Below are 16,059 nucleotides of genomic sequence, written 5' to 3' on the forward strand. Positions count from 1 at the left end.
GACTGTTTTAAAAAAGGAATCGATAATAAGTAAAACAACTGATGTTATAACAACTAAATTTTTTTTGAAGTCAATAAAAAAAATGGGTATTAAAAATAAATCTTGGTACGGTTTTTTGAATATTGACAGTATTACTAACTTAAAACTTATTATTATGTTACGTTGGACAGTAATATTCTTGGTAGTTGCTATAATTGCCGCAATATTTGGTTTTGGTGGTATAGCTGCCGGTGCAGCTAGTATAGCTAAAGTATTATTCTTTATTTTTATCGTACTGTTTCTTATCTCGCTTATTGCTGGAAGAAAGTCAGTATAACCACCAGACATATTTAAAAATCAAAAGCAGCTAGGGCTGCTTTTTTTGATTCCGGTAATCTACCTTTTAATGCTTGAAAGTAGAAAAGCTGGCTCTCCCCTTACTTAATCTAAGTTGCATTCCTATCCGAATGTCCTAGGTTTTTGCCCGGGCTGATTCTATCCCTGATCAGTTGTTTAAGTTCTTTCACTTCAGGAAAACGTCCCATTGTTTTACGATCAAATACCAGTTGTTCATCAATAAAAATGGAATAAGTGCCGCTAACAACCGCTGGCTTTAATGCGACAGCGGCGACCTCCTCGGAAAACGTGGTAAGAATTTCTTGTGCCATATAAGCAGCTCTTAAGAGCCATCCACATTTCGGGCAATATTCTATACTAATTGTGGGCTTCACTTGTGTTTAGTATTACGTAAAAGGTAAAAAAACGTTTATTACGATGTCCGCCCTACCTAAATAAAAAAGTGCGGCTAACAATAACCGCACTTTTTATCAATATCCGGAGGTGTTTTTGAGTTAAGACGCTGTGGCCATTTGCTTTAAATAGGCAACGTGAGATACAACTGCATGACTCATCTTTTTATATTCTACATATTGAACACCGTATTCTTCACAAGCCTGCTTGATTATTTTGCTGATTTGCGGGTAATGGATGTGAGATATTTTTGGAAATAGATGATGCTCAATCTGGAAATTTAATCCCCCGACATACCAAGAAACTAATTTACTTCTCGTCGCGAAGTTGGCCGTAGTCTTCAACTGGTGGATAGCCCATTCGTCTTCAATTTTATTTGTAACAACATCCGGGACCGGAAAGTGCGTGTGCTCAACTGTATGTGCAAGTTGAAAAACAATACTTAAAATAAAGCCTGTAACTGCAGTAAAGAAAATAAAACCGATTAGCCAGCTGGTAAACCCAATAGTGATAATTGGGATTACTATAAACAAAGAATAATAAATAGCCTTAAAAACCCAGAAACTAATATGGTCCGCTGTGTCCATTTTTTTCAAAGGCATGTTCTGGATCTTCTTGGTAAAATACTTCCTGTAATCTGAGACGAAACTCCAGTAAAAATGTAAAAGGCAATAAGGAGCCCAAAAATACCAGTGTTGAAAATTATGAATTTTATACTTTTTCTGGGTTGAAGTCATCCTTAAAAAAGGCCTTGCATCGATATCATCATCAACGCCATCAATGTTGGTAAAAGCGTGATGGATGATATTGTGTTTTACATTCCACATAAAAGGACTTCCACCTAAAATTCCAAGTGTTATTGCAGCACATTTATTAATAAAAGGAGAGTCGCTGAAACTACCATGTCCGCCGTCATGCATAATATTGAAGCCAATAGCCGACATTAATCCACCTAACAAAGCCGCCTCAAGAAGAGCTAAAACAGTTGATGGAGTAAAAAAAACGAGGTGTATATAAGTAATAGAAAAACTTACTAAAAGAATTACAGCTTTGGTATACAACTTATAATTGCCGGTTGTGCTGATATTTCGCTCAGTAAAATATTCATTGATCCTTCTTTTAAGTTCCCCGTGAAAGGACTGCTTTTGTGTAGCAAATTTTGGTGTAGCCATAATACTAGATATTTATAATTCCGGTTTTGTGTTTATTATTTATGTCTCTAACGCAAAATCAGGTTGTATGTTGAATAAAGGAATTAAAAGTATTAACTCCTATCATCTTTTTTGTGATATAACCCTCTGCATATTGAACTCCAATTCGTTTTCCCAGCATCATAGATCTTGCTCTAATACTTTCGAAAAAAGCAGGGCTGGAGATGTAAGTCTGGGGTTCGTTAAGGTCGGGGTTGAAAAATTGCGTTTTATAACATAAGACAGATTGTAACTTTTTATCGAAATAATCTGAAATATCAAAAACAAAGTCGGGTTGTAAAAAACGATCCTGAAGGTAATGAAAAATGTATTTTGGTCTCCAGGCATCCTGCAATTCAGCTTCAACTACGGTTTCTATTTTTCTTAAACCAGACAAGAACGCAGCGTCTTCTACCAGTTGTGCACTTCTTCCGTGATCGGGGTGACGATCTTCCAACGCGTTGCACAACACAATTTCAGGCCTGTACTTTCTTATAACTTCTATAACTTTTCTCTGATGCTTTTCATCGTTTTGAAAAAAGCCATCTGCCATTTTAAGGTTTTCTCTCACAGATGCCTGTAAAACTTTTGCAGCTTCAGCAGCTTCTTCCTTTCTTGTCTCAGCACTACCTCTTGTTCCTAATTCGCCCTGGGTTAAATCAACAATTCCGACTTTTTTCCCTTCTGCCACGCAGGCGAGAATAGTTCCTGAACAACCTAGTTCTACATCATCCGGATGGACACCGAAAGCCAGGATATCCAGTTTTTCAAACATTTTTACAGCCTTTAAAAGTGGCTGCAAGGTAATCTTTTATAAGAAGGATTATGTTAATTAAAACAGATAAGATATTCACAGGAACTGACCGACATGGCCAATTTTTTAGTGCGAGATCACGCCTCCATTTGGGTTTCAACTGCGGTGGCCGTACATTCTTTCAACATCTTTAACAATGATCTCTATCGCCTGGTCTTTTTCTACCGGATCATAATTTTGTTTCAGGCTGCTTCCAAAAATGATTGCTACAGTTTGATAAAATCCTGCAGTAAAACCGCCCTTATATTCCTGGATGAGATGGTAGCAGTTGTTACCGGTTTCACGATAGATCAACTTCATTAAAACTTTACCCTGGTAAACTGAGAGATTGGTTATTTTACTTGTAAATTCCTTCTTAAGTTCTTTTTCCCTTGACTTAATAATCCTCTTCCGCTCTTGCTTATCAGTGACATTTACCAGTAAACTATTTACTTCATTAAAGACTTTACCCGCAGCTTTTGCATAGGGATAAGTGACATACACAGCGTTCCTTAACCTGTTCCATTCAGCCCAGTACTGCCGCCATTTCGCGTGCATTTTTGTGTAAACTTCTACATCCAGTAAACGCCCCCCCGGAATGGTATCCCCATCTACAACAAAAGCGTACACCTTAAGTGTATCGTTTCGGTTGTCCTGTGCATTTACGCCAATTCCACTTAATAGCAGGAAAACAATTAAACCACCAGTAAGTAGTAATTTATAATTTTTACTCATGACTAAACTCCTGTTATAAATATAGAGATAACTACGAATATTTATGCTGCTTTACTGTTTAAGTAACCTAACTCTATGTTATTTCTTTCTAAATACGAACTTTTCGAAAAAACGATTAAAAATGGTCGAAACTAAACAAACTAAAAAAGAGTTCGCAATCGAACTCTTTTAAAACGTTATTTTAATTAGTTGTGGTACTATACCACCTGAATTTTATTCAACTCTTGCGGTAGAACCAATCCTTTTCATCTGTTTTACCCTTTGCACAATGCTCATTATGATACCCACAACCATTACCAACACTCCCATCCATAGGATATTAATGAAGGGAAACTCGTAGGCTTTAAGGGTCACAAAATTAAGAACGGATGAACTTTCTTTTACTCCAATTTGCAGCAACCCCTGGGTTTGGTCCTTTACTTGCGCAAATTGTAGAATCAGGCTCTGCGCCATGACGGTGTCGGGGATGGAATAAATGCTGCCGTTTTTAACCTGCAGCAGCGGTTGTGCTTCGAAACGGTTTCCCTCTTTAGATATCACGGTGATGTTTAAAGCAATAGCGGTGTCGTTTTGACTAAACTGGTACTTTGTATTTGACGGGTTAACTGTAACATTATTTACGATCATAACACCTTTAGAATAAAAAAGGGTATCTCCAATGCGAACATTTGTGTTTCTAAACGTGGAAGTGTCGGCCGCCTTAATCTTTTCAGGATCACCCAGAAAAGTCAAATAGGTAAAAATATCCCTGTTCCAGTAGTGCTTCGCTGAAGGATTGGGAGTTACCCCTTCTGCACCTTTATTATTTTCAATGATGTCAGGATACAGGTTAAACTTCTCGTCGCCCTTTTTGCTTTGAAAATTTATCTCGTAATACCGCTTCCGATCTTTTGGATTGAGTGTATCCTTCACGTACGTCACCATGTACTTGCCCATATCAGTGGCGAGACCTTTTACCAACGTAAGATTTTCCAACGGGCTCTCCTTATCCCCGATTTTTAACGGGGACATGCCTGTTGTGTTATAACTTAAAACAGACTTTTTCGAGCTTGAAATCAGGATACCTAAAAGAAAAAGGCCAAAGCCTATATGAGCAACTGATGCACCCGCCATCTTTAGCTTTCCTTTCAAACCCAACTGTATATAGGAGGCATTTGCGACAACTGCATAAATGGCTGCAAAAACACCTAAATGAATGGCTATCAAAAAACCAATGCCTTTTTTATCGTACTCAATTTCGCCCCAAATGGCAATAGCTATACTGGCTAAAACGGCAATTAAAGTAGGACCTGCAATTCTCCTTAGAAAAAAGGGCTTAGGTGTGTCTTTGTATTTAAAGTATTGAGTGATCGCCGTTAATGTTCCTATAATAATAGCTACGAAAATCTGCACCTGGTTGTGAAAGCCTTCCGGGTCCTCACCAACTGCCCACTTTGTACCAAGCAGCTTATTCAGCACAGGCAACGAAGTGATCACTATTATAACAAACGCCGATAAGAAGAATATAAGCGAGCCGATAAACATCCAGAACTCCCTGCTATAGGTGTTTTCTTCTTTCGTTATTGTTGGTATTTCCGCATCGTGGTTAATCAGCCAGAAAAGAGCAACCAAAGCAAGAAGGGTAGAAACTAAGGTAAGAACGCCATAAAAATATCCTAAGACATTTAGGACTATAAAAAGAGCTACAACAATCATTTTGTAGTTTCTCGTCTTTGCTGCAATAAAAGGTGGAATCCAGAAGAAGAGGTTTAGAAAAAGGTATAACTGCACATTCATGCCTAGATCAGTAAACGCGTGTACCGAAGTATCCCCTAAAACCCCGCTTCTTGTCAAAAACGTAGAATATAAAATAAGCAGGAAGGCAAGAATATAAAATGAATATGTACTCTTTAGAGAATAACCGCTGCTGCGGAAAATCAGGTTCGTATGCAAGCCGGCGACCATTACCAGCCACGGAACTAACGATGCGTTCTCAACAGGATCCCACGCCCAATACCCTCCGAAAGTCAAACTTTCATAAGCCCAGGCTGCACCCATCATTATACCAACACCTAAAATACCTGTCGAAAAAGCGGCCCAGGAAATCGCAGGCTTTGTCCAGCCTTTATAGTCTCTTTTCCACAACCCTGCGATGGCATAGGCAAAAGGAACAATCGTTGACGCAAATCCTAAAAACAACACAGGCGGGTGAATAACCATCCAATAGTTTTGCAGTAAAGCATTTAACCCGTTGCCATCCTTCCACATGCTCAAATAATCTTTCCGCAAAGCGCCGGTAGTAACGTCTTTAAAAACCGGGGCTGCATCAAAAAAGCCTTCATGTCTAAGTAGAACAAACGGACTGCTTCCTACTTTCGCTCCCCAGAAGTAAAGGCCGACAATCATTGTAGCAAGGCAAAATTGAGCAAAGCTTACAATACTCATTACTGGTGCTTCCCATGTTTTCGCTCTCCAGATGAGTATCCATCCTAACACGCAATGCCAGAAACTCCACAGCATAAAACTACCTTCCTGGCCCTCCCAAAAACAACTTAACAAATACTCAACCTGCAAAGCTCGGCTACTATGTTGCCAGGCATATTTGTATTCAAAAAAATGATTTGAAATAATATAATAAAGTGAAGAAAATATTGCAACGATAGATACAGTCTCTAATAGAAATGAGATCCTTGCTATCCGTATCCAGCCGCTTTTTTCCTGTAATTCTGCAGTATTGGCCGCCTTAAAAAAAGCAACGGTGGCCACCAACGAAGCCACCAGAGAAAGTATTGCGAAAAATTGTCCTATTTGTCCAGGTAGTAAATGTTCCCCTATAAATTCCATGAGCACTTTTTAATTTCTTCTCTTATTTTGTTTCATAATTCACTGCCGTTCCCAATTCCTTTTTAGCCGCGTTCATATCATCCTTATATTTCGATGGGCACTTCAAAAGAATATCACGACATTCAAAATGGTCTCCCTCTACCCTGCCCTTTAATACCAGTCGCTCGCTTTTTTCCATGTCAGTTGGCTTTGTATTGCGATAGACCACTTTTATGCTATTGCCGATAGAGTCTACCGCAGTAAATGAGAGATAATTCGGGTCTTTTACGGGATCGTAATTCAGAGAGTTCTTTTCAACTTTTGCAATCAAATGCACAAATTTTCCGGGTTTTTCTTTGGCCGACGTAACGGTATCATACGTAGTAACATCACCCATAAAACTTATTAGAACTGCAATGGCTGCAGCTATCAAAACAAGCAGAATTATGTGCGTTTTTTTCATTGCTCCGGGTTTTCCGCAAATGTAGTTCAAAAAAGGGATGGCATGAAGAGAGGTGTTTAGTGCTATTGTTAAAACGCGTACAGTTTCAAGGTTTTCAGAAGCCTTTTACATTTGGGTAAATTTCTTGTACCAAGCAGTATGTCTTCATTTAGCATCGTTGTGTCACACCCTTCTACTGTTGTATGTTTATTCAACCCGACCACGATTGGTTAAACACATTGGTGTGGCGTAAGTATCAATAACTACTTGCCCTCAAGCAAAATCAATAACTTTAGAGTTACTAACTCCTGCCACTATGAAACTTTTTAAGCCCCTTTTCCGCATTTACATAATATTCCTGTTGCAACCTTTAGCTATGCCTCTATTAAATGCGCAACCTGTTCAGTCTACCCCACTTCGCCTCGCTGTTGTAGGCATATCTCACGGTCATGTTGGATGGATACTAGAACGAAAAAAGCCAGATGTTACGCTTGTAGGTATTTACGAACCAAACAAAGAGTTAGGCGAACGCAACGCAAAAGAACACCATCTTGATCCTGCTTTATTCTACACGGATCTAAACAAAATGCTGGATGCAGTAAAGCCCGAAGCGGTCTCAGTCTTTGGTTCAATAAAAAATCATCTTGCTGCAGTAGAAGCCTGTGCTCCAAGAGGCATTCATGTAATGGTAGAAAAACCACTCACGTTTAATAACGAGGACGCGAGACAAATGCAGGAACTGGCCAACAAAAATCACATCTATCTGCTTACTAATTATGAGACCTCCTGGTATCCCACCACCGAGAAAACTTTTCAATTAGTCAATGACAGTAATTATGTTGGCCCTATCCGGAAAGTAGTATTTCATCACGGGCATGAAGGGCCAAAGAAGATCGAGGTTCAACCCGAATTTTTTCAAATTCTTACAGACCCAGCGCAAAATGGTGGTGGGGCTATTGTGGACTTCGGATGTTATGGAGCAAATCTTATGACCTACTTGATGAAAGACCAGGAGCCGCTTTCTGTTACGGCAGTAACAGGTCATTTTCAACCTGCCATTTACCCTAAAGTAGATGATGAAGCTACTATTGTCGTTACCTATCCAAAAGCTCAATGCATTATACAAGCCTCCTGGAACTGGCCTTTTGCAAGAAAAGATATGGAGGTATATGGCGAGACGGGATACATTATTGCGACAAATAATAATAACATGCGCCTGAGAAATACGCAAACAAAAGGCGAACAAACGTTGCGGGTAACAACGAAAGAAGTAACAGTTTACACGGACCCGTTTTCTTACCTGGCAGATGTTGTAAGAGGAAAAATAAAAGTGCCTCACAATGGTTTATACTCCCTGGAAAACAATATGAAAGCTGTACGCATTTTAGATGCAGCAAGAGAGTCAGCAAGAACGGGGAAAACGATAACGTTAAAGAAGTAGAATAAATCTTGATTGGCCTTTTATACTTCCACCCGTCTTCCTGTTTCCATTGCTTTGTAAATAGCTTTAATAATTCTTACATCCTGCAGGCCCATTTCACCGGGAACAGGTGACGGACGTTTGTCTTTAACGGCCATGGCGAAATCATCCATTTGTCTTGCCTGTTGATTGACACCTTTGAAATCCATTTCCCCTTCTGAAGTTTTGCCTTTTAGCCCTCTATAAGCGTATGTGGGCGAAAGTTCAAACCAGCCTTTTTCTGCTTCTGCACGTAGCAGGTTTGTTCCCTTAGACTAGCTGCACATACAATCTGCGTTTATCCCTCCTGGAAACTCCATTTGCCAGAGGATCGTTTCTTCAATGTTCTTGAACATTTCTTTATTTGTCTTTGGGCCTTCTTGTGCTGCCACGGAGATCGGTTCCAACCCTGTTGTATATCGTGCGCCTTGTATACAGTAAACTCCCAGGTCCATCAATGGACCGCCGCCTGCTAATTTTTTATCAAGCCGCCAACCGGATGTTCCGTCCATGCCATTGTATGCTTTTATCAGTTTAATGGGGCCATATATTTTCTTTTGACCCAAACGCATCATCTCCAGGTGAAATGGATCAAAATGAAGTCGGTAACCTATAGACAACATTTTGCCTACTTCCTTGCAGGCAGCTATCATACTTTCACATTCTTCTGTCGAAACTGCCATTGGCTTTTCACAGATAACATGCTTGCCGGCTTTGGCTGCGCGAATAGTATATTCTGCATGCATCGAGTTGGGCAAAACAACATAAACAATATCGATGTCGGGATTGTCTTTGATCGAATCAAAAGTTTGATAGTTGTAAATATTCTTGTCAGGAATATTGTATTGCTTCTTCCACTTCTCAGCTTTGTCGGGGCTACCTGTAACAATACCGGAGAGGTAACAATGTTGAGTTTCTTTTAGTGATGGGGCAAGTTCTCCTGAGCTGTACCCTCCTAATCCAACCAGTGCAATGCCTAGCTTGTGCTGGCCTTTTTCGTTCGTTGCTTTTTCTTCACTCTGTTGTTCATTTGTCCCGCAGCCGGCTAGAGAACTGATTCCATTTACTGCAAGAGCTGCAAAGCCCGCCTTGCAGGAAAGATTGTAAATAAATTTTCTTCGTGTGTAAGGGTTTGGTTGGTGATAGGGAGTCATAGTTGGAGAATTAGGAATTAGGAATTAGGAATTTTGAATGTTAGGACTAGCATGAATCGCTGCAAAAAACCGGCCTCTGTAATAAGGAGCTGCTTTACGATTTATTGAGTAAAAACATAGGTTAGTGTGGGATTTTGACGGGACGATTGGCTGTTTTGTTGAGGGAAAAACAAACCTGTTTTGGGAAATAAGGTTTAAGTCTTTTGAAGGCCATTTTGAAATAGCGACTAAAGATGCAGGAAGGTTTGCAGGTGAAGTGATTGCGACGCAACGATGTTGCTATGGAAACGGGTGCCGGAATAAACCTTTTTTTGAAGAACTCCTCCAAAAGACTAGCACGATCAAATTCTGGTACGAAATAAGCTGTTAGCAAATCCGTTAATGTTAAGATTTACAAGTGCGGTTCTGTCAAGTTATCCAGAAACATTAATTGGGCTAACTTGCACCGCGTTTTAAAAATAAATATGGCAGATCTATCTCTATTTGACCCTAACCAGGCGGGTAATCCGAATAACAACATTTTTGGATTGCCTTTTTCAGAAGAAGAAGCAAAAGTGGTTTTACTACCAATACCATGGGAAGTTACTGTAAGCTTCGGAGCTGGAACATCACGGGCAGCGGACCAAATTTTCAAGGCGAGTTTACAGGTAGACCTTTATGACCCCGACGTAAAAGACGGCTGGAAAAGTGGGTTCTACATGAAACCTATTGACAGAAAGGTTTTACTGAAAAGCGACTACTTACGGAAAGAAGCAGAATTATACATCGATTACATTTCGAAAGGCGACGATGTACAGGCGAACAAGTTTATGTGCAAAAGCCTTAGAGAAATAAATGAAGGCAGTATTTTTCTAAATGACTGGGTGTATAACCAGACAAAGGCTTTGCTTGAAAATGAAAAACTTGTCGGTTTAATCGGTGGAGACCATAGCACGCCTTTGGGATACTTTAAAGCAATAGCCGAACTACACGGAGATTTTGGAATACTGCAGATCGATGCTCACTGCGACCTTCGTATTTCTTACGAAGATTTTAAGTACAGTCACGCCTCTATTATGCACAACGCCTTGCAGGAAATTCCGCAGTTAAAGAAGTTGGTGCAGGTGGGCGTACGCGATTATTCTGAAGACGAAAATCAATATGTGCTTGATAACAGCGAGCGCATCAGTACTTATTTTGACAAAGACATTAAAGAAAGGCAGTACGAAGGGGAAACCTGGAAGACTATTGTTGGTGAAATTGTCGATCAGCTTCCTCCTAAAGTTTATATCAGTTTTGATATTGATGGTCTCGATCCAAAACTTTGTCCCAACACAGGTACACCGGTCGCTGGCGGTTTTGAGGCAGAGCAGATAATGTATCTTTTTAAAAAAGTAATTGAAAGTGGCAGGAAACTGGTAGGTTTTGACTTAAATGAAGTTGGTGTCGGTGAAGGTGGTTTAGATGCAAACATCGCTGCACGCATCCTATTTAAACTATGCAATCTGTTGGTTAAGAGCAATCCGTAATGGTGTACGATTACCTCATAACGCTTAAGAAGCGAGACTACCGAATGGCTGATCAAATCAGCCAGTTGATGTACGTCTTTGCCTTACTCACTTTTGCCTATTTCTACTATCATCATCCAAAGGCAGGCGCAGTATACCTTTTTATAGGTGCGGGAGTTTTCTTATCGTGGGCTTACAGCGTAATAAAGAAAAGCAAGAAGGGTGAGGCCTTATTTCGGCTCGGGTTATTTATTTGTGCGCTAGGTTGGGTGTTAGGCCCAGAAAGAAATGTGTGGATGGCCATTTTGTACGTGATAGCCGGATTGCTTGAAAAACAGGTTAAGTTTCCAGCTGAAATCGGATTTGCGGAGAAGGAAATTTCCTTCAATAGTTTGCCCAGAAGAGTTCTGCAATGGAATGAAATCAAAAATGTAATTATCAAAGACGGAATTATCACCGTCGATCAGAAAAACAATAAACTCTATCAAAAAGAGATTGAAGGTTATGTGACGGCTGACATTGAAAAAGAGTTCAACGACTTCGCTCACCGTTGTCTTGTTGCTGCCAATCCCCGAGAAGAATTATCTTAACCAGTGCCCATACCCTAAAAGAAAAGCAGCCGTTCTTTTAAAAACGCCTGCTTCCCATTTTTCGTTAAATCAAAAAACATACAAAAAACATCCGTTCTACCAGATGTTTACCCTTAAGCTGTCTGGTCTATACATTTTATTTCCCGGCTTTACATTGAAAGCTTCATAAAATTCAGGCACGTTTACAACCGGTCCGTTTACCCGCTCTTTTGCAGGAGAATGAACATCTGTCATCACCTGGTTGGCCAGTCTCTCTTTACGGATCTGAAACATCCAACTATAAGAATAGCCAAGAAAATATTTTTGTAACGGCGTAAGCCCTCCTATCTTTTTTCCGTTTTTGTAAGTCTCTGTTTTTTTAAATGCATCTAAGCCCAACAAAACACCTCCCAGGTCAGCGATGTTTTCTCCCTGGGTTGCATCCCCGTTGATGTGTAAGGTATCAACCGGGTTGAATTGATTGTACTCTTGAATAATCTTCTGCGCCCGTTCTTTAAACTGCTTCGCATCGCTGGGCGCCCACCAATCGTGCAGGTTGCCGTTCTCATCGTATTGACGTCCCTGGTCGTCGAAGCCGTGCGTTATTTCGTGACCAATTGTTGAGGCGCCTGCATATCCATATACAAAAGCATCATCCAAGTCAGGGTCCCTCATACCCGGAACAGCAAAGATCCCGGCAGGCAAAACAATTTCATTGTTACTTGGATTATAGTAGGCATTCCACGTTTGTGGAGTCATGTTCCATTCATCCCGGTCAACAGGCTTGCCTAGTTTATTCATCATATAGTTGTGCCACCAAACGCTCGATCTTTCCATATTTAGTACAAACGGTCCCCTATCAATTTTCAAATCGCTGAAGTCTTTCCACTTGTCAGGATACCCAACCTTTTTAGTGATCTTATCTAATTTATGTATCGCCTTTTCCTTGGTGCTGTCACTCATCCATGCGAGTTTTCTTATCCTGTCTTTGTATGCATCCCTAATGTTTTCTACCAGGTCGGTGTATCGCTTCTTTGCATCTTCATTAAAATATTCTTTTACAAAGATTTGCCCGAGCGCTTCTCCCATGGCGTTTTCCTCAGCGTCTAATACCCTCTTCCATCTTGGGCGGGGAATTGCTGCTCCTGACAAACTCTTGCGATAATTAAAATAGTTAGCGTAAGTCTTTTTATCAAGGAAAGGTGCACTGCTTTCAACCACATGGAAACGTAGATAATTCTTCCAGTCTTCGATCGGCGTCGACTGAATTTCACGGTTAAGGGTTGAGTAAAACTCAGGTTGCCCGACAATGACAGAATCGATCTTTTTGGCATTAATATTCTTAAAGTAATTAACCCAGTCAATGTTTGATGAAAGATTGCTCAGCGCCTTTACGTCCATTTTATTATAGTTCTTATACGGATCGCGCAAGTCCGCCAGCTTTCTGCTTGATTTTGCAAGACGCATCTCCAAATCATACACGCCCTTAGCGTTTTTTACTGCGGTACCGCTATCATTTCCTAACTGCATAAAGGTCTGAACGAGGTAAGTGTTATATGCTTTCCTCACGCCTTCGGTTCTGGCGTCGGTATTAAAATAGTAATCCCGGTTCGGCATTCCGAGTCCACCCTGACTCATTTGGTAAGCATACACTTCGCTGTTTTTATCATCCTGGCTTACGTAATCGCTAAAGAGTACGTCTATGCCTTTATTGTGAAAGCTTGCCGTTACATTCACCAGGTCTTTCGTTGATTGAATCGCATTGATTTCATCGAAGTCAGCTTTCAATGGTTGTAGCCCTTGTTTTTCTAAAGACAAAGTATCCATGCCGCTGTACCAGAAATCACCAATCTTTTGTTCAACCCCGGAAGTCGAACTTTTAATGGTAGCATCTTCATTAATTTTCCTTAGCCTGTTATAAATTTCTTCCTGCACAAGGTTGCCAATACCCCACGAACTTTCCTCTTCAGGTATAGGTGTATTTTTTAACCACGTGCCTTCAGCATAAGCAAAAAAATCATCTGCAGGATTAACAGTGCTATCGATGTTTTTAGCTAAAAAATCAGGTTGATTTATTTTGTCAGAGTCATTATTACAAGCCACACAAGCAATCGTAAACGCAGTCAATAACAGGAGGTTCCTTTTCATTCAATTATCCTTTTTTTATTTTTCTACTTGAAAACATTCCAAATATACACACACGAACCATTGGCGATATCAGGGGATTAAGAGAAGTCTTTTTTAGCCAACATCGGGTCTTTTCTATACATCGTTGCGTCGCACACTTTTGCAATGTTTTCAGTATTCAACTTTCTATCGCCGTTTGCGTCCCTAAAAAAAATCATCCGAACACTTACCTTCCTGATGAAATATGTACAACGGTACAAGGGTGTGACACAACGAGCGTTGCATAAAGATTAATGCCCGTAATCTAAACAACCCTAACCTTAAACGCTATAATCCTAAAACCTTAAACCCTAAACCCTAAACCTTAAACGCTAAACCTTGAAACCATGAACGCGATTCCGATTGTCGGCTCGGATTATTTCAGTTCATCCAGGTTGACTTTTTCGGACTTCCTGGTAAGCAGGTGGATGATAGTCCAGGCAATTAAATAGGTAAATCCGCAAATGGTAAATATGAGGTGATAACCACCTGAAAGGTTCCCGGCAGCTTTGTAAGTATCTAGCAAGCTTCCAATTAATATCGGAAATAATATTCCACCAATTGCACCAGCCATCCCCGCAATTCCTACAACAGAACTTACCGCTTCAGTTGGAAACATGTCGGAAGCCATCGTGAAAACATTCGTTGCCCACGCCTGGTGAGCTGCCACTGCGAGACTAATTAAGGCGACCGCAACCCAAGCTTCTTTTGCAAACTGCGCAAGAATGATGGACACTTCTAACAGCGCAAATATGATGAGTACTGTTTTCCTTGCTTTTAATACCGGCCAACCTTTTTTTATTAACCACGACGATAAGTAACCGCCGCCTATGCTGCCAATTGTAGTAGCGGCATAAATAATCATCAGCTGAAGGCTTGGCTTTTTAAGATCAAGACTAAACGTAGAGGAAAAAAACGAGGGCAACCAGAAAAGAAAAAACCAATAGATTGGGTCGATTAAACCTTTGCCGGCAATCATTGCCCATGTCTGCGGGAACATAAATAACCTTTGCCATTTGATTGGATCCGAGATAGCTGACTTATTGTTTTCAACGTCCTGCCCGCTTGTGATATACTGGTATTCTTCTGCTGATAGTCTCTTTTGTTTCGATGGAACTTCGTAGAAGATCCACCAGAAAATCAGCCATACAAAACCAAATGCACCCGTGATCCAAAACACCTCTTGCCAGCCATAGTAGTTAAGAATAAGCGGCACGATTAGCAAAGCAGCTACTACGCCGATACTTGTTCCGGCATTAAAAAAACCGGTAGCTAAAGCTCTTTCTTTTTTAGGAAACCATTCCGCCACTGTTTTCATGGCCGCCGGAAAATTGCCCGCTTCACCTAGCCCCAACCCTACCCTTGCAAGACCGAAACCAAAAGCGCTTCGTGCAACCGCATGCAGCATTCCTGCAACGCTCCAAACAATGATGGTAATGGTATATCCTAGCTTAGTTCCTATCTTATCAACTAACCATCCAAACGATACCAGGCCGACTGCATAGGCAGCAGTAAAAGCCATCACGATATGTGCAAAATCAGTTTCAGTCCAACTGAATTCTTTTTCAAGGATAGGTTTTAGCAACCCGATAATTTGCCTGTCGAGGTAATTGATCGTTGTTGCAAAAAACAACAAGACCACAATAAGCCACCGATAGTTCTTAATGTTTCTTAACAGCATTTATCGATTTTTTCATACGCGAGATTATGACCAGAAAGAAAATTTGCCATCAATAGTTTCAAATTATCAAGTAGCAATTTGCAACTTGTGATTAACGAACCCCAAACTTGCGATTAACTATTTACAACGCGTGATGAACGTATCCCAAACTCGCGACTAACGATTTACAACTAACGATCAACGACCCTCAACTTGCGACTGACCAAACTAGCTTCCCACCCTCACCTTCTCAACAAACTTCTTAAAATGCTCCTGTAAACCGACCCAGTTTTTATCCTTTATTAGATCTTTATTTAGAAGCGGGCTTCCCACACCAAAACCGTCAGCGCCGGCCTTTTTAAAGCTTTCAATGTTATCAAGGCCAATTCCGCCAGTCGGCAATAATTTCACCTGGTTCAAAGGAGCTTTTACATCTTTAATGTAATCCGCACCAAGCGTTGCTGCCGGAAAAACTTTTACCATCGATGCACCTAATGACCACGCTTCATAAATTTCACTAGGCGTAAAAGCGCCGGGAAAAATAGGGATCTCTTTCTTTACACATGAACGTATAATCTTCTTCCGGATAACCGGTGTTACTATAAATTGAGCTCCTGCTTCAAGCGCTTTTTCCAGGTCACCTTTTGTACAAACTGTTCCCGCACCTACATTCAACATGCCTCCAAACTTTTGCAGTGCATATTTAATAATCTCGTCTGCACCCTTCGTGTTCATAGTGATCTCGATGGTAGTAAGACCAGCTTGTTGGTAAGCTGGAAGAATTTCGATCATGTCTTCCAACGATACATTTCTTACGATTCCTATCACCGGGACTTTATTAAATAGTTCCCATGAAAATGCTTGATCACTCAT

General features: G+C 40.5%; 15 protein-coding genes. 4 read left to right on the forward strand and 11 right to left on the reverse strand.

Annotation, left to right across the window (positions count from 1 at the left end):
* Positions 1-82: 82 nt before the first annotated feature.
* Positions 83-316, forward strand: coding sequence for a DUF1328 family protein (locus SAE01_RS12850; protein WP_443096428.1), 234 nt, complete (start codon positions 83-85; stop codon positions 314-316).
* 109 nt (positions 317-425) lie between these two features.
* On the opposite strand, the gene SAE01_RS12855 is transcribed toward SAE01_RS12850, so the two are convergent.
* The 6 genes from SAE01_RS12855 to SAE01_RS12880 form a co-directional block, all read right to left on the reverse strand.
* Complete coding sequence (locus SAE01_RS12855) at positions 426-710, reverse strand: Rdx family protein (RefSeq protein WP_147204177.1); 285 nt, start codon at positions 708-710, stop codon at positions 426-428.
* A 120-nt stretch (positions 711-830) separates the two neighbouring features.
* Positions 831-1,901, reverse strand: coding sequence for a fatty acid desaturase family protein (locus SAE01_RS12860; RefSeq protein ID WP_147204178.1), 1,071 nt, complete (start codon positions 1,899-1,901; stop codon positions 831-833).
* A 58-nt stretch (positions 1,902-1,959) separates the two neighbouring features.
* Positions 1,960-2,694: a bacillithiol biosynthesis deacetylase BshB1 gene (gene bshB1 / locus SAE01_RS12865; protein ID WP_147204351.1), complete on the reverse strand. Its 735-nt coding sequence runs from the start codon at positions 2,692-2,694 to the stop codon at positions 1,960-1,962.
* A gap of 135 nt (positions 2,695-2,829) precedes the next feature.
* The gene (locus tag SAE01_RS12870) at positions 2,830-3,447 is read right to left on the reverse strand and encodes a DUF4294 domain-containing protein (protein ID WP_147204179.1); all 618 of its coding nucleotides are present in this window, start codon (positions 3,445-3,447) and stop codon (positions 2,830-2,832) included.
* A 213-nt stretch (positions 3,448-3,660) separates the two neighbouring features.
* The gene (gene ccsA, locus SAE01_RS12875) at positions 3,661-6,270 is read right to left on the reverse strand and encodes a cytochrome c biogenesis protein CcsA (protein WP_147204180.1); all 2,610 of its coding nucleotides are present in this window, start codon (positions 6,268-6,270) and stop codon (positions 3,661-3,663) included.
* A 22-nt stretch (positions 6,271-6,292) separates the two neighbouring features.
* The gene (locus tag SAE01_RS12880; RefSeq protein WP_147204181.1) at positions 6,293-6,712 is read right to left on the reverse strand and encodes a cytochrome c maturation protein CcmE domain-containing protein; all 420 of its coding nucleotides are present in this window, start codon (positions 6,710-6,712) and stop codon (positions 6,293-6,295) included.
* Between the two features lie 295 nt (positions 6,713-7,007).
* Between SAE01_RS12880 and SAE01_RS12885 the strand changes: the two genes are divergently transcribed.
* A complete protein-coding gene (locus SAE01_RS12885; RefSeq protein ID WP_147204182.1) occupies positions 7,008-8,132 on the forward strand; it encodes a Gfo/Idh/MocA family protein in 1,125 nt (374 codons plus the stop codon).
* 20 nt (positions 8,133-8,152) lie between these two features.
* On the opposite strand, the gene SAE01_RS24810 is transcribed toward SAE01_RS12885, so the two are convergent.
* Together SAE01_RS24810 and SAE01_RS12890 are read right to left on the reverse strand one after the other, a co-directional pair.
* Positions 8,153-8,320 carry a Gfo/Idh/MocA family oxidoreductase gene (locus tag SAE01_RS24810; protein WP_218029150.1) on the reverse strand — a complete coding sequence of 56 codons (168 nt, stop codon included), beginning with the start codon at positions 8,318-8,320 and terminating at the stop codon, positions 8,153-8,155.
* 105 nt (positions 8,321-8,425) lie between these two features.
* On the reverse strand, positions 8,426-9,304 hold the full coding sequence (locus SAE01_RS12890; RefSeq protein ID WP_218029151.1) for a Gfo/Idh/MocA family protein: 879 nt from the start codon (positions 9,302-9,304) through the stop codon (positions 8,426-8,428).
* Between the two features lie 464 nt (positions 9,305-9,768).
* On the opposite strand from SAE01_RS12890, the gene SAE01_RS12895 reads away from it, so the two are divergent.
* Positions 9,769-10,812, forward strand: a complete 1,044-nt coding sequence (locus SAE01_RS12895; RefSeq protein WP_147204183.1) for an agmatinase family protein — start codon at positions 9,769-9,771, stop codon at positions 10,810-10,812.
* A 44-nt stretch (positions 10,813-10,856) separates the two neighbouring features.
* Positions 10,857-11,381 (forward strand): hypothetical protein, encoded by a 525-nt coding sequence (locus SAE01_RS12900; protein WP_147204184.1) that lies wholly within the window; start codon positions 10,857-10,859, stop codon positions 11,379-11,381.
* Positions 11,382-11,477: 96 nt separating this feature from the next.
* Here SAE01_RS12900 and SAE01_RS12905 read toward each other — a convergent pair whose 3' ends face one another.
* From SAE01_RS12905 to SAE01_RS12915, 3 genes are all read right to left on the reverse strand, one after another.
* On the reverse strand, positions 11,478-13,508 hold the full coding sequence (locus tag SAE01_RS12905; RefSeq protein WP_147204185.1) for a M13 family metallopeptidase: 2,031 nt from the start codon (positions 13,506-13,508) through the stop codon (positions 11,478-11,480).
* A gap of 394 nt (positions 13,509-13,902) precedes the next feature.
* Entirely contained in the window at positions 13,903-15,207 is a 1,305-nt protein-coding gene (locus SAE01_RS12910) for an MFS transporter (RefSeq protein WP_147204186.1), read from the reverse strand.
* 207 nt (positions 15,208-15,414) lie between these two features.
* On the reverse strand, positions 15,415-16,059 hold the full coding sequence (locus SAE01_RS12915; RefSeq protein ID WP_147204187.1) for a bifunctional 4-hydroxy-2-oxoglutarate aldolase/2-dehydro-3-deoxy-phosphogluconate aldolase: 645 nt from the start codon (positions 16,057-16,059) through the stop codon (positions 15,415-15,417).

It is taken from the genome of Segetibacter aerophilus (genome assembly GCF_007991655.1).
GTDB classification, from domain to species: Bacteria; Bacteroidota; Bacteroidia; order Chitinophagales; family Chitinophagaceae; genus Segetibacter; species Segetibacter aerophilus.

Excerpts from the sequence above, each read along its gene's own strand:
- SAE01_RS12850 (WP_443096428.1), top strand. The coding sequence starts at position 83 with ATGGGTATTAAAAATAAATCTTGGTACGGTTTTTTGAATATTGACAGT.
- SAE01_RS12860 (WP_147204178.1), bottom strand. The coding sequence starts at position 1,901 with ATGGCTACACCAAAATTTGCTACACAAAAGCAGTCCTTTCACGGGGAA.
- bshB1 (WP_147204351.1), bottom strand. The coding sequence starts at position 2,694 with ATGTTTGAAAAACTGGATATCCTGGCTTTCGGTGTCCATCCGGATGAT.
- SAE01_RS12870 (WP_147204179.1), bottom strand. The coding sequence starts at position 3,447 with ATGAGTAAAAATTATAAATTACTACTTACTGGTGGTTTAATTGTTTTC.
- ccsA (WP_147204180.1), bottom strand. The coding sequence starts at position 6,270 with ATGGAATTTATAGGGGAACATTTACTACCTGGACAAATAGGACAATTT.
- SAE01_RS12880 (WP_147204181.1), bottom strand. The coding sequence starts at position 6,712 with ATGAAAAAAACGCACATAATTCTGCTTGTTTTGATAGCTGCAGCCATT.
- SAE01_RS12885 (WP_147204182.1), top strand. The coding sequence starts at position 7,008 with ATGAAACTTTTTAAGCCCCTTTTCCGCATTTACATAATATTCCTGTTG.
- SAE01_RS24810 (WP_218029150.1), bottom strand. The coding sequence starts at position 8,320 with ATGGATTTCAAAGGTGTCAATCAACAGGCAAGACAAATGGATGATTTC.
- SAE01_RS12890 (WP_218029151.1), bottom strand. The coding sequence starts at position 9,304 with ATGACTCCCTATCACCAACCAAACCCTTACACACGAAGAAAATTTATT.
- SAE01_RS12895 (WP_147204183.1), top strand. The coding sequence starts at position 9,769 with ATGGCAGATCTATCTCTATTTGACCCTAACCAGGCGGGTAATCCGAAT.
- SAE01_RS12900 (WP_147204184.1), top strand. The coding sequence starts at position 10,857 with ATGGCTGATCAAATCAGCCAGTTGATGTACGTCTTTGCCTTACTCACT.
- SAE01_RS12905 (WP_147204185.1), bottom strand. The coding sequence starts at position 13,508 with ATGAAAAGGAACCTCCTGTTATTGACTGCGTTTACGATTGCTTGTGTG.
- SAE01_RS12910 (WP_147204186.1), bottom strand. The coding sequence starts at position 15,207 with ATGCTGTTAAGAAACATTAAGAACTATCGGTGGCTTATTGTGGTCTTG.
- SAE01_RS12915 (WP_147204187.1), bottom strand. The coding sequence starts at position 16,059 with ATGAGTGATCAAGCATTTTCATGGGAACTATTTAATAAAGTCCCGGTG.